14 protein-coding genes and 1 pseudogene are annotated in these 12,319 nt (G+C 38.8%); 11 read left to right on the top strand and 4 right to left on the bottom strand.

Going from position 1 to position 12,319, the window contains the following annotated elements:
- Nucleotides 1-133: 133 nt before the first annotated feature.
- From NMK36_RS21090 to NMK36_RS21080, 3 genes and pseudogenes are all read left to right on the top strand, one after another.
- Nucleotides 134-754: pseudogene (locus tag NMK36_RS21090) on the top strand (pentapeptide repeat-containing protein); the annotation flags it as partial.
- 131 nt (nt 755-885) lie between these two features.
- Nucleotides 886-2,097, top strand: coding sequence for an ISAzo13 family transposase (locus NMK36_RS21085; protein ID WP_072721577.1), 1,212 nt, complete (start codon nt 886-888; stop codon nt 2,095-2,097).
- A gap of 27 nt (nt 2,098-2,124) precedes the next feature.
- Nucleotides 2,125-2,268, top strand: a complete 144-nt coding sequence (locus NMK36_RS21080; protein WP_254174543.1) for a pentapeptide repeat-containing protein — start codon at nt 2,125-2,127, stop codon at nt 2,266-2,268.
- 31 nt (nt 2,269-2,299) lie between these two features.
- Here NMK36_RS21080 and NMK36_RS21075 read toward each other — a convergent pair whose 3' ends face one another.
- From NMK36_RS21075 to NMK36_RS21060, 4 genes are all read right to left on the bottom strand, one after another.
- Entirely contained in the window at nt 2,300-3,511 is a 1,212-nt protein-coding gene (locus NMK36_RS21075) for an anion transporter (protein ID WP_072718593.1), read from the bottom strand.
- Nucleotides 3,512-3,638: 127 nt separating this feature from the next.
- The gene (locus NMK36_RS21070) at nt 3,639-4,463 is read right to left on the bottom strand and encodes a CPBP family intramembrane glutamic endopeptidase (protein WP_254174542.1); all 825 of its coding nucleotides are present in this window, start codon (nt 4,461-4,463) and stop codon (nt 3,639-3,641) included.
- Between the two features lie 92 nt (nt 4,464-4,555).
- A complete protein-coding gene (clpS, locus tag NMK36_RS21065) occupies nt 4,556-4,837 on the bottom strand; it encodes an ATP-dependent Clp protease adapter ClpS (protein WP_072718595.1) in 282 nt (93 codons plus the stop codon).
- 452 nt (nt 4,838-5,289) lie between these two features.
- Complete coding sequence (locus NMK36_RS21060) at nt 5,290-5,910, bottom strand: hypothetical protein (protein ID WP_072718596.1); 621 nt, start codon at nt 5,908-5,910, stop codon at nt 5,290-5,292.
- Between the two features lie 186 nt (nt 5,911-6,096).
- Between NMK36_RS21060 and queF the strand changes: the two genes are divergently transcribed.
- The 8 genes from queF (at nt 6,097) to NMK36_RS21020 (ending at nt 12,283) form a co-directional block, all read left to right on the top strand.
- Entirely contained in the window at nt 6,097-6,531 is a 435-nt protein-coding gene (gene queF / locus NMK36_RS21055; RefSeq protein WP_072718597.1) for a preQ(1) synthase, read from the top strand.
- Nucleotides 6,532-6,733: 202 nt separating this feature from the next.
- Nucleotides 6,734-6,931, top strand: a complete 198-nt coding sequence (rpmI, locus tag NMK36_RS21050) for a 50S ribosomal protein L35 (protein WP_072718598.1) — start codon at nt 6,734-6,736, stop codon at nt 6,929-6,931.
- A gap of 35 nt (nt 6,932-6,966) precedes the next feature.
- Nucleotides 6,967-7,323 (top strand): 50S ribosomal protein L20, encoded by a 357-nt coding sequence (gene rplT, locus NMK36_RS21045; RefSeq protein ID WP_072718599.1) that lies wholly within the window; start codon nt 6,967-6,969, stop codon nt 7,321-7,323.
- Between the two features lie 237 nt (nt 7,324-7,560).
- Complete coding sequence (locus NMK36_RS21040; RefSeq protein WP_072718600.1) at nt 7,561-8,100, top strand: tetratricopeptide repeat protein; 540 nt, start codon at nt 7,561-7,563, stop codon at nt 8,098-8,100.
- Nucleotides 8,101-8,262: 162 nt separating this feature from the next.
- The gene (locus NMK36_RS21035; RefSeq protein WP_072718601.1) at nt 8,263-9,165 is read left to right on the top strand and encodes a lipid kinase; all 903 of its coding nucleotides are present in this window, start codon (nt 8,263-8,265) and stop codon (nt 9,163-9,165) included.
- A gap of 290 nt (nt 9,166-9,455) precedes the next feature.
- A complete protein-coding gene (locus NMK36_RS21030) occupies nt 9,456-9,686 on the top strand; it encodes a hypothetical protein (protein WP_072718602.1) in 231 nt (76 codons plus the stop codon).
- 235 nt (nt 9,687-9,921) lie between these two features.
- Nucleotides 9,922-11,013, top strand: coding sequence for an amino acid ABC transporter substrate-binding protein (locus NMK36_RS21025; RefSeq protein ID WP_254174541.1), 1,092 nt, complete (start codon nt 9,922-9,924; stop codon nt 11,011-11,013).
- Nucleotides 11,014-11,119: 106 nt separating this feature from the next.
- Nucleotides 11,120-12,283 (top strand): amino acid ABC transporter permease, encoded by a 1,164-nt coding sequence (locus NMK36_RS21020; RefSeq protein WP_254174540.1) that lies wholly within the window; start codon nt 11,120-11,122, stop codon nt 12,281-12,283.
- Nucleotides 12,284-12,319: the final 36 nt, after the last annotated feature.

The raw sequence follows: 12,319 nt of genomic DNA, 5'->3' as shown, positions 1-12,319 counted from the left end.
AATTTTTAAGGGTGATCTTCATCGAATTGCTCACAACTCAAGTTGAAATCGTCTCAATAGTCTTGATTCTTTTCAAAAGTAACTAACTTTTAAAAAGAAAATATTAGGTATTATGAAGTTAGAGGCTATCACTATGAAAAGCAATGAAATTGTTGAACGCTATCTTCGGGGAGAACGAGATTTCAGAGGGTTAGATTTAACGGCGGAAAATTTAATTGGAGTTACCCTCAATCAAGCTAATTTCTCAACTTCACGTTTAAAAGATGCTTCTCTGGCGAGAGCTTATTTAGAACGTTGTTTTTTAATGGATGTTAACTTAAATGGAGCGTTTTTATATGGAACAAATTTAAGTTTTTCTAAATTAAAAGGCAGCTATTTAATTGAAGCTGATTTAACCAAAGCTAACTTACAAGGAGCGCAATTAAATGGAGTCGATTTAACGAATGCGAAACTGAGTGGAGCTATCCTATTATCGGTTAATTTATTTCGGGCGAATTTAACTGGGGTCAATTTATGTGGGGCAAATCTCAACGGAATTAACCTGCGGTCTGCCAATTTAGAAAGAGCCAATTTAAACTGGACAAATTTAAGTGGTGCTAGATTAAGTGGGGCAAATTTAAAAGGAGCGCAACTCAATGGTGTTAAACTCAATGGCGCGTTTCTGAATGGCTTGCAATTAGAAGGCGTTGATTTTAGTGGGTTAGACCTGAATGACGCTAAAATGAGTGGCGCAAAATTGGCGGGTGCTAACTTAGGAATGAAAAAGTAATAACTTGATGGGCTTCAGGTATAATGAAGTATAGGCACTGATGGCAGATTTTACAAAAATTGAGAGAACCGGGCAACGGATTTTTCGATTAAACTACACAACTTAACTTAAAACCTATGTTTTATTCTAGTTCAATTGAGGAAGAAATGAAAAAGTTTTATAACTCTTTATCAGAAAAGGATAAAAGAAGATATGCAGCGATAGAGGCTCAAAAACTGGGATGGGGAGGAATTAGTTATATCATCAAACTGTTGGGTTGTACTCGAAACACAATCGTCCGAGGAATAAAAGAGTTAAAAGAACTGGATGAACAGACTATTAATGATGTAAGAATTAGAAAAAAAGGAGGAGGAAGAAAAAGTATTTTTTCCACCCAAATTGGAATAGATGAAGCCTTTTTAGAAGTGTTAAAGTCCCGCACAGCCGGAGATCCTATGAACGAGTCAATTAAATGGACTAATTTAACCCACAAAGAAATTGCTTTGGGACTTAAGGAAGCCGGATTTAATATCAGTCCTCCCACCGTAAAGAAACTCTTAAAAAAGCATGGGTATGTCAAGCGAAAAGCACAAAAAAAGCAAACTACAGGAATTAATAAAGACCGAAATGCTCAATTTGAAAATATTGCTAGACTCGATACCCTGTATAGAGAAGCCGGTAATCCTATTATTAGTTTTGACACTAAAAAGAAAGAAGTTTTAGGGAATTTATATCGTCCAGGTACTCTGTATACAACTGAGCCTGTTACTACTTGGGATCATGATTTTTGGAGCTTAGGTCATGGAAAAGTCATTCCCCATGGCATTTACGATACTCAAAAAAACCGAGGATATGTAACATTAGGTAACAGTAAAGATACCAGTGAATTTGCTTGTAATGCTCTTAAACATTGGTGGAATCATTATGGAAAAGCTCTCTATCCTCATGCCAATTCGATTTTAGCTAAGTGTGATGGGGGTGGCAGTAATAATGCTAATCATTATATTTTTAAACAAGATTTACAAAAGTTAGTGGATGAAATTGGAATTGAGATCAGAATTGCTCATTACCCTCCCTATACATCTAAATATAATCCCATTGAACATCGACTTTTTCCTCATCTAACTCGAGCTTGTCAAGGAGTGATTTTTACCAGTCTTGGTTTGGTCAAAACTCTCATGGAAAAAACTCGTACTAATACAGGGCTATCTGTCGTTGTTAATGTCGTTGATCAGGTCTATCAAACGGGTCGGAAGGTAACTGATCATTTCAAAAAAACTCTGAAAATTGTTTTTGATGAATATTTACCCAAATGGAACTATCGAGCCGTACCTCAACTCACTCATTAATCCATTTATTGATTTTTCATTCCTTATTTGTGGGGGGCTAATTTAGATGGGACTTGTTTAAAAGGGGCAAATTTAACAGGTGCAAGTTTGCGAAATGCTAAACTCAATGGGGCTGATTTACAAGATACCATTTTATGCGGTGCAACCCTGCCAAATGGTCGAATTTATTAACTCTTTAGCCCTATTTTGATGCGGAATAAGCCTACAAAGCTACTGTTAATTCAATCCAAAAATAGGCGATTAAAAGCGTTATTAAAGTAACAGGAACACCAAACTTTAAATGGTCTATAAATGTAATTTTATAACGCAATTTAGCAGCAGATTCTACTATAATTAAATTCGCAACGGAACCAAATAATGTTAGATTTCCGGCTAAGGTAGATGCTGCTGCTAACATTAACCAAGATTTCGTATCCTGGGGGTTAATTAAAGGCTGCATCATTAACACCGCCGGAACATTAGAAATTAAATTAGAAAGAATTACGGTTACTCCTAACAGTCCGGCGGTAGTTTCCGCAAAGGGTGTAAAAATTTGTAGCAGATTTAAGCGTTCGGTGGCGGCGGTGAGAATAAATAAACCCGAAAACATCACTAATAAATCCCAATCCACTTGTTTTAAGATTTTTTCGGGTTTAATGCGACGAGTCATCAATAATAAAGCAGCGGCCGTTAATGCCGAAATTCCTAATGGATATCCCGCTATAAAAGCAACAAATAATCCACTGGTAATCACAACGGTTTTGATTAATAAAGGTCTAACCATTTTCACCCGAATTCGGGGAGGAATCACAAGCGGTTTTAAGGAACGAACATCAGGATAAAATAACCACAATAAGGCAATTTGTACCATTAACCCCAAAATCGCAACGGGAGTTAAGACTTGGGCAAATTCTAAAAAGGGAATTTGGGAAAAAGAACCGATTAAAATATTCTGAGGATTCCCGTTAATTGTTGCTACAGAACCAATATTAGTCGCCGCTCCTAAAGCAAGTAAATAAGGAATAGGATTCAGGCGTAGAGTTTGAATTAAACTCAAAATTAAAGGGGTAAATACTAAGGCTATTGTATCATTTAAAAATAAAGCAGACAACAACCCACAGCTAAAAGTTAAAACAACTAATAATCCAAATGGAGTATGAGTAATCCGAATTAAACGATTGAGAAATAATTGGAAAAAACCGGAATAAGCTAAATTAGCATTAACGACCATCATACTTAATAAAAAGATAATCGTATTGGCATCAATGGCTTGCCAAGCTTCTTCTAAAGTTAAAATACCTAAAGTAACTAAAAAAGCTGAACCAACTAAAGAAATTGTCGCTCGGTTCATCCGAAGACCAGGGATTATTCCTAATGCTAATCCTAGATAAGTTAAAGCTAAAACTAAATATTGAATCCCAAAAATAAACTTCACATTTCCTTTCACTAATAGTGTTAAATTTTAAAATATAGAAACATTAAATAAATTGATGATTATCCCCATTATGCAGATAAAAATCCAGAAAATAATAAGGTTTCATAGTGAATAAATCCCCAATAAATTAAGGTTTAAATTCCGAGGATTGAGGCAATTTCCGAAATAAGGATTTTTTCCAGATAAAAATTGCGATCGCACCCAAACAAAACAACCCCATTAACCCAGCTAACGGATTTTGATCAATTCCGGTAATCGCCTCAGAAACTGTGTCAGAATAATCAATCAGTTTCCCCACATTAATCATATAATAACCCCAAACTAACCCCCCATGCAACCCCATCGGTAAACCCAACCAACCAGACGGACTTAACTTTAAACGAGGTGAAGAAGCCGGAAACCAAGCTAGTTTAGAGATAACTAAGATTGAGCCTAATAACACTAACCCTGGAAATTGTAAGGCTGTTCTTTGAATTTCGGATAACGGTTTAATAAAATGTAAACTTGCAAAGATTAAACTATTAATCACTAATGCTATTTTCGGTGAATAATCTCGGTTTAATTCATCCAGTAACCATCCTCTAAAAAATAATTCCTCTGCAAACCCCACTCCAAAAGCGACTAAAAACCCTTCTAAACTAATTCTAAAAAAATTAGGGTTTGGAGATTGCCATTGTACCCAACCGAATAGGGATTCTATGAAAAATAATCCTATTAAACTGATTAATCCTAATCCTAATCCTTTAAAATAATTTTGATAATTTTTAGAATTAAAGACTAACCCATAACGAGTTAAGGGGTGAGATTCTTGATAAATTGCTTTGACCCAAAAGTGAATTAAAATCAGAAACTCGACATAGAGAAAAATTAATGTAATAATACTAACAAAATTGCGATCGCTCACCCATAAATAAAAAGGTGCTGCCAAGGGGAGCCAAAGCAACACCAACATTAGGAGAAAAATAATAATTCTCAGAAAAGCAGGATAATTTCTTAAAAATTCAAGATGGTATTTCAAACCTATTGTCCTATCATTGAGGAAGTTTATTCATCGGGTTCAATCGTGCTGATGAGTCCATGAGTTTTTAAGGTTTCGCAATAAAATTCTGCGTGTTCTTGAGCACAAGTAATCACCAACGCTAGGCCATTGGTATGGGCTTCCATCATAATACTCACCGCCTGGGGTTGAGTCAAACTCGGAACCGTTTTCATCAACACCTGAACAACATACTCCATCGAATTAAAATCATCATTATGCAGCAAAACCCGATAACGGGGTGCAAGTTTACGAACAGTCTCACTCTTTTGTACGGTCTCAACAGACACAGTTTTTTCTCCTTTTTGAACAAATGGAAAGGGATTAGGATTAGTAAAATCAATAAATTATTAGACTTTATACAGTTTAATGAATCCTTGCGGGAGCGACAAGGTTGTTGAGAGTTGACCGTTAACCCGACATCTCAAACCGGGACACGATAACATATTAGAAGCCCCAGGGCTGTTTCATTTTCTCTGAAAATTTCTATGACCTAATCCCCCAGACCCCTTCCCTTGCAGGGAAGGGGGAGTAATTAATATTTTTAAATCTAACTTCTTATTTAAGAGTAACAAAAATTCTCCCCTCTTCATGGGGTCGAGGGGCTGGGGGAGTGTGTCAAACGAGATTAGATTTATTGAAACCGAGAAAGCCTACAAATTAGATTAAACTAATTCTGTCCGCAGAAACGAGAGTGTCAATAATTCACAAAATCATCTTTGAGCAGCAATTCCTGAGCAATCTAACGCTGTTGGTTTAACAAAGGACGAACAATCCAATACCCAGCACCAAAAGCAACGACAACAATCACCACAATCGACACAATTAACCAAAATCCACTCAGTTCAGAACGCTGAGATTTAGACAGGGGGCGTAACCGAGCTTCCGGTTGTTCTGTAAAAAAGGGTTCTGCGACTTCTGGTATTAAAGGTTGTTGTTGAGGAGGCTGGGGAAAGGGAAAATTCGGTTCAGGAGCTTGGGGTTGGGAGGTAACGCCAGGGGCGATGTCGAGAAACGGAGAAGTCGCAGCCGTCCCAGAACTACTCACTGGGGATGAAACATCCAAATTGAAAGAATGAGATCCTGGGGGTGTAAAGGAAGATTTTTTTCCTTGACCTACATTTTGAGCTTTATTAATCGCTTGGTGCAACTGAATTGCGGCTTGAACCACGTTTTCCAGTTCTTGACGAAGCTGGTGATTTTGTTGTGTTAACTGGTGATTTTGGGTTTTGAGGGCTTCTAATTGAGATTGAACCGTTTGTAACTCAGCCGTGACTTCTCGATAGATAGAAATCGGAATAGATGGAGAGTAGTTACTCGATGCCACTGACGGAGTAGGGCTGGAGGTGTCAGCATTTTGCATAGGGCGGGTGATCAAGGGTGAACATCAATTGGGAACTGATAAAATTAACCTGGTGGGTCAGGTTAGTTTGTTATGTTTCAGGATACCTGTCATTAGAACGCTTTGAACCAATTTCTTTAAGAAATTTCAGAAAAACTTCCGTTCTATTCACTAAACTTTAAAGAGTCCCTGTTGAATCTCAATTCCATGAGCCACTCTTACACTGAAACTCCAGAATCTCCCGCCACAAGTCCAGAAGCATTAAAGTATGGTGAACGGGAAATTGCCGAAGGACAATTGATTACCTTCCCAAATCCCAGAATTGGCCGTCGCTATGAGGTTCAAATTACCTTACCCGAATTTACCTGCAAATGTCCGTTTTCCGGTTATCCCGATTTTGCCACGATTTATTTAACTTATGTTCCTAACGAACGAGTTGTGGAATTAAAATCCATTAAACTGTATATCAATAGTTACCGAGATCGCTATATTTCCCACGAAGAATCGATTAATCAAATTTTAGATGACTTTGTAACTGCTGCTGACCCCCTAGAAGTCAGAATTAAAGGAGATTTTAACCCGCGCGGTAATGTTCATACCGTTGTTGAAGTCCAGCATCTGAGAGTCAACCCAGAATCCTAGTATAGCTGTTCCTGATTAGACCCCAGGGCCGTGAAATTCCTGTTCGTAATTCGTAATTCGTAATTCGTAATTCGTAATTCCCTGTTCCCTGTTCCCTGTTCCCTGTTCCCTGTTCCCTGTTCCCTGTTCCCTGTTCCCTCCCCTTGTGGGAATTTAAACTCCCATGATATAATTGTAGGCTGTGTCGAATTTAGGCGAATCCATGCCCAAACTCAAAACTCGTAAATCCGCAGCCAGACGTTTTAGAGTCACCGGCAGTGGAAAAATTGTACGTCGTCGGGCTTATAAAAGCCATTTATTACAACATAAAAGCCCTGCTCGCAAACGTCATCTGTCTAATATGGCTTTAGTGAGTGAGACTCAAGAAGACAACGTGCGTTTGATGCTGCCCTATTTGTAAGCCTCTAAGCAAATTTTAATTAAAGGAAACGTAAAATGACCCGAGTTAAACGCGGTAATGTTGCTCGCAAACGCCGCCAAAAAATACTGAAACTTGCCAAAGGATTCCGGGGGTGTCAGTCTACCAACTTCCGCACCGCGAATCAGAGAGTTATGCAGGCGTTGAAAAATGCCTATCGAGATCGTCGGAACCGCAAACGGGACTTTAGACGGTTGTGGATTACTCGGATTAATGCAGCGGCTCGAATTAACGGTATCAGCTATAGTCAGTTAGTTGGCAATATGAAAAAAGCCAATATCTTAATCAATCGCAAAATGTTAGCCCAACTCGCCGTTTTAGATCCTGAAACCTTTGGGAAAGTGGTTGATCTGGCCAAAAGCGGAGCAAAGTAGTTTTAATAAATTAAAACAGACTGTCATAGCAGTTGCGCCGGGGGTGTTAGGACATAGACTGATGCTAAAACCTAAACTTATATCCCTCTTTTCCTTTCTGTTCCCTGTTCCCTGTTCCCTGTTCCCTGCTATAAACGAAATAGACAGATTGCCAATTATCGGCTAAGGTGAAGGATCGATTGCATTTGATCCTTCTCCTTTGTGTTTCAAGCTAATTAAAATTTTACAGTTTCAATCATGGATACTAATCTTCCCATTGCCTATCTATTACTTTTAGTGGTGTTACTTTCCGGGGCCATTGTTTTCCTGATTCGTCAAATTCTGAAAACTCGTCGTACAGAAATCACCCTCTTTGATCTGCAAACTAAATTAGCAAAAGAACCGGGAACTGCACAAGAATACTATCAATTAGGAAGTATTTATAACGATAAAAAGCTCTATTCCCAAGCCGTAACCCAATTACAAAAAGCCTTAAAAGCTGGGGAAGAGGAAGATCCCCAAAATTTAGCCATGATTTATAATGCTTTAGGATATGCTCATCTAGCTAAAGAACAATATGATATTGCCATTCGCCAATATAAAGAAGCCTTAAAATTAAATCCCATTTATCCCACTGCTTCTAATAATTTGGGTTATGCTTATGAGAAGAAAAAACTAACCAGCCAAGCCTTAGAAGCTTATGAGCAAACCCTAAAAATTGATCCCAATAATCAAACCGCAAAACGTCGGGCTGAATCTCTACGCAAACGGGTTGGTATTCCCACAGAAGTCGCTTAATCAGTGATAACTGATCAGTGATCAGTTATCAATTGACAGCTTTTAGTCAAATCGAGAAAACTATTAGAATAGGATTGAGAAATCTTTAGGTTTGGGTTCCTTCGGCAGTAATCACTTATAAACTGATAACTGATAACTGATAACTGATAACTGATAACTGTTATGGCAAATTTTCCCCAACCTGCCCATCCGAAAACGGCTTTACTTTTGATCAATCCCCATGCGCGCAAAACCCAAAAGAATTTATCGCAAGTGGTTTATCAACTTCAAGCCTTAGATTTTGATATTATTCAAGAGTCGCCTGAACATCCGCAAGAGTTTACCTCAACCATTCAACGATATAAAGATCAAGTAGATTTTGTGATTGTCGGAGGGGGAGATGGAACCCTCAATGCGGCGGTGGATGGGTTGGTAGAAACCGGTTTACCCCTAGCAATAGTCCCTTTAGGAACGGCCAATGACTTAGCCCGTACTCTAAAAATTCCCGCCTCTGTGACCGAAGCGTGTCAAATCATTGCCTGTGGACATCAACAAAAGATTGATTTAGGCTGGGTGAATGGTAAACACTTCTTTAATGTGGCCAGTTTAGGATTGAGTGTAAAGATTACTCGTAAACTGACCAAAAAATCTAAAAAGCACTGGGGGGCCTTAGCTTATGTATGGGCTGCAATTCAAGCTACGCTAACGGCTCGACCTTTTCGTGCTTTAATTGAAGTAGATAGTCAAATACAACGGGTCAAAACTTTACAAATTGCCGTTGGGAATGGCAAATATTATGGGGGCGGAATGTCCATTGCCCATGATGCCACGATTGATGATCAACGTTTAGACCTTTACAGTTTAGAAATCAAACATTGGTGGCAAATTCTCTGGGTGTGGTTAACCCTGAGAACAGGAAAACATCGGGAAGAATTAGGAGTCAGAACCGTGTCTGGCTCAGACTTTCAAATTTATACCAGTAAACCCTACCCGATTAACACCGATGGGGAAATTACCACCTGGACACCCGCTCATTTTCGAGTTATTCCCCAAGCTTTAACCGTTTTAGTACCCCAACCGAAGTAAAAATGGGATGGGATACCCGGTAAAAATACTGATATAGAAAACAAAATTTTCAAATCTTAACTCTACATTCAACCATTTGTCAAGATTTAATTCACTAGATTAAGAGAGTTGTAATTGTTGTGACATCTTGTGTTTTTTTCCGTCAAATTTGAGTAAACTCGGTTATTCTTGAAATTTAAAGAAAGTATTAAGCCTCCTGATGACGGAGAAAGACTACTTTCTGGCTCACGCAGAATAACAGCGTTTTTTTCTGTATAAAAACCGACAAAACTGCATCCATCGGAGGTTTTATGACTCCTACAATGCTTCGTCAACTTTGGTCACTGGTCGAAAAGACCCAAGCATCCACTCTGGTTACTCTTGATGATGCGAGTCTTGTCCAGTGTTTACTGAAACAGTTCAATAAAGAAGCTTCTATCAACGGAAATGAAGCTGATCTCTTAACGGATTATATTTGCTCTCGCATTTCTTTGATTCGGGATATGGCGGAAGCACGCTTATCTGGAGAGGCTTCAGCTTAAAATCCATTTGTTGTGTATTTTTCGGTTCGGGGAAATTTAAGGTCATCCCCTGAGTTGGAGGAAAACCATGATGATCTTAACCCGCTACCCGATTGAATTTTGCTCAAAAAATTGCAGGGAAAATTCCCACATTAAGGTAAGCTTAAAGTGTTTGAGGTAACTCCTGGGGAGCTAATAACCTCAACACCTTTAGAACTCTAAACTTACCTAATCTATACACGAGCAATATAAAACTATGCACAAATGCGGTTCTTTGCTAGTAGCAACACTCTTGTTAGTGGCATCCCTAACAGCCTGTGAATCATCCAATACTACTAGCACTAATACAACTTCACCAGGGGGAAACTCAACACCTGCTAGTAATTCGGGAACAGGTCAAAGTCGCCTTGATATTGTCAAGCAACGTGGAAAGCTGATCTGTGGTGTTGATGGTAAAATCCCCGGATTTAGCTTTGTGAATGAAAGTGGCCAATATTCCGGCTTAGATGTGGATGTGTGTAAAGCCGTAGCTGCGGCTGTTTTGGGTGATCCTAATGCTGTGGAATTTCGCAATTTGGATTCTACAGAACGATTTGAAGCGTTAAAAGCGGGAGAAGTGGATATGCTCTCTCGCAATACCACCTGGACGATTAGCCGGGATACCTCCGTTGGCTTGGAATTTGCCCCGACAACCTTTTACGATGGTCAGGGGATGATGGTTCGTCAAGATAGTGGGATTACCAAATTAGAAGATTTTCAAGGAAAAGCGGTTTGTGTAGAAGCAGGAACCACAACGGAACTGAATTTAACCGATGCGATGCGTCAACGGGGTATCCAGTTTGAAACCGTTACCTTTCAACAAGCTGATCCCGCTTATGCTGCTTATGCTGAAGGTCGTTGTCAAGGAATGACGTCTGACAAATCTCAACTGGTCGCTCGTCGCAGTACCCTCCCTAATCCCAATGAGCATATTCTGCTGGATGTTACGATGTCGAAAGAACCTCTTGGCCCTGTAACAGTCAATAATGATTCTACTTGGTTTGATGTCGTTAAATGGACAACCTTTGCGTTATTTGAAGCGGAAGAATTAGGGGTGAAGCAAGCCAATGTTGATCAACTTAAAACCAGTGATAATCCTAATATTAAACGATTCTTGGGAACAGAAGGCGACCTGGGAAAAGGGATGGGATTAAGTAATGATTTTGCGGCTAATGCGATTAAAGCCGTTGGGAATTATGGTGAAGTGTATGAACGCAACCTCGGTGAAGGTTCACAATTTAAGCTTCCCCGTGGACAAAATGCCCTGTGGACAAATGGCGGTTTAATGTATTCTCCGCCTTTCCGTTAAAATCAGTTATCAGGGAACAGGGAACAGGGAATAGGGAATAGTTTACTGATAACTGATAACTGATAACTGATAACTGATAACTGATAACTGATAACTGATAACTGATATGACAACCAACAGAGATCAGAAAATCCCCCTTTGGCGAGATGACCGATTTTGGCGCATTGCCTTACAAATTTTAGTGATTGTGATTGTAGTTAGCCTATTCGCTCTTTTAGGCGGAAATCTAACTCGAAATCTTAGACAAACAGGAAACAATTTTGGCTTTGATTTTTTAAATACATCGGCAGGATTTAATATTCTCGATAGTTTAATTCCCTATACTCCCACTGATCCCTATAGTCGCGTTTTATTCGCGGGATTATTGAATTCTCTGCGGGTGATGTTTTTTGGAATTATCCTCACAACATTATTGGGAATTGCTGTTGGTGTTGCCCGTTTTTCTGATAATTGGCTATTGCGTCAGTTATCATTAATTTATGTTGAAATTGTCCGCAATACTCCCCTTTTATTACAGCTAGTATTTTGGTATGGAATTTTTGTCCAATTTCCACTGATTAAAGAAAGTTTAAACATTTTAAATTCAATTTATTTGTCTAAACAAGGAATTTTTATCCCTTGGCCGTCAGGAATTCAAGGGATAATTGGGTTAGGAATTTTAGTGATTTGTGCGATCGCTGCTTTCATTGTGTCCAAAAGAAGAACCAAGGTGATGGTAGAAAGAGGAGAATCTGGACAACCTCAATTGATTACTTTGGGAATCATTGGAATCATTGCCTTATTAACATTAACAGTCGGATTAAATTGGCAACTTCCAATGTTTAATCCTACCACCAATACGATTGAAGGAGGATTAAGACTCACCATTGAATTTACAACACTTCTAGTAAGTTTGGTCGTGTATACAGCCGCTTATATTGCTGAAATTGTGCGGGCGGGAATTCAATCTGTTCCTAAAGGTCAATGGGAAGCCGCCCGATCTTTAGGGTTAAAATCAGGTTTAGTCATGCAGTTAGTCGTATTTCCTCAAGCGTTACGGGTAATTATTCCACCGTTAAATAGTCAGTATTTAAACTTAGCAAAAAACTCTAGTTTAGCGGTCGCCGTTGCTTATGCGGATGTCTATAATGTTGCCAATACTACCTTTAATCAGACCGGAAGGGCGATTGAAGTCATGTTAATTATTATGGCAACTTATCTCACCATTAATCTATTTATTTCTTTGGGAATGAATCAATTAAACCGCAGTGTTCAATTACGAGAAAGATAAATTAAGGTTTCAACTGTCAACCATTAACATCTATTC

This window comes from Planktothrix pseudagardhii (assembly GCF_904830925.1).
GTDB lineage: Bacteria > Cyanobacteriota > Cyanobacteriia > Cyanobacteriales > Microcoleaceae > Planktothrix > Planktothrix tepida.
This window is presented reverse-complemented; position numbering and strand designations above follow the sequence as displayed.

Bases quoted from the DNA above. Each gene is read 5' to 3' on its own strand.
- NMK36_RS21085 (WP_072721577.1), top strand. From the start codon at position 886: ATGTTTTATTCTAGTTCAATTGAGGAAGAAATGAAAAAGTTTTATAAC.
- NMK36_RS21070 (WP_254174542.1), bottom strand. From the start codon at position 4,463: ATGTTGGTGTTGCTTTGGCTCCCCTTGGCAGCACCTTTTTATTTATGG.
- NMK36_RS21060 (WP_072718596.1), bottom strand. From the start codon at position 5,910: ATGCAAAATGCTGACACCTCCAGCCCTACTCCGTCAGTGGCATCGAGT.
- queF (WP_072718597.1), top strand. From the start codon at position 6,097: ATGAGCCACTCTTACACTGAAACTCCAGAATCTCCCGCCACAAGTCCA.
- rpmI (WP_072718598.1), top strand. From the start codon at position 6,734: ATGCCCAAACTCAAAACTCGTAAATCCGCAGCCAGACGTTTTAGAGTC.
- rplT (WP_072718599.1), top strand. From the start codon at position 6,967: ATGACCCGAGTTAAACGCGGTAATGTTGCTCGCAAACGCCGCCAAAAA.
- NMK36_RS21040 (WP_072718600.1), top strand. From the start codon at position 7,561: ATGGATACTAATCTTCCCATTGCCTATCTATTACTTTTAGTGGTGTTA.
- NMK36_RS21035 (WP_072718601.1), top strand. From the start codon at position 8,263: ATGGCAAATTTTCCCCAACCTGCCCATCCGAAAACGGCTTTACTTTTG.
- NMK36_RS21030 (WP_072718602.1), top strand. From the start codon at position 9,456: ATGACTCCTACAATGCTTCGTCAACTTTGGTCACTGGTCGAAAAGACC.
- NMK36_RS21025 (WP_254174541.1), top strand. From the start codon at position 9,922: ATGCACAAATGCGGTTCTTTGCTAGTAGCAACACTCTTGTTAGTGGCA.
- NMK36_RS21020 (WP_254174540.1), top strand. From the start codon at position 11,120: ATGACAACCAACAGAGATCAGAAAATCCCCCTTTGGCGAGATGACCGA.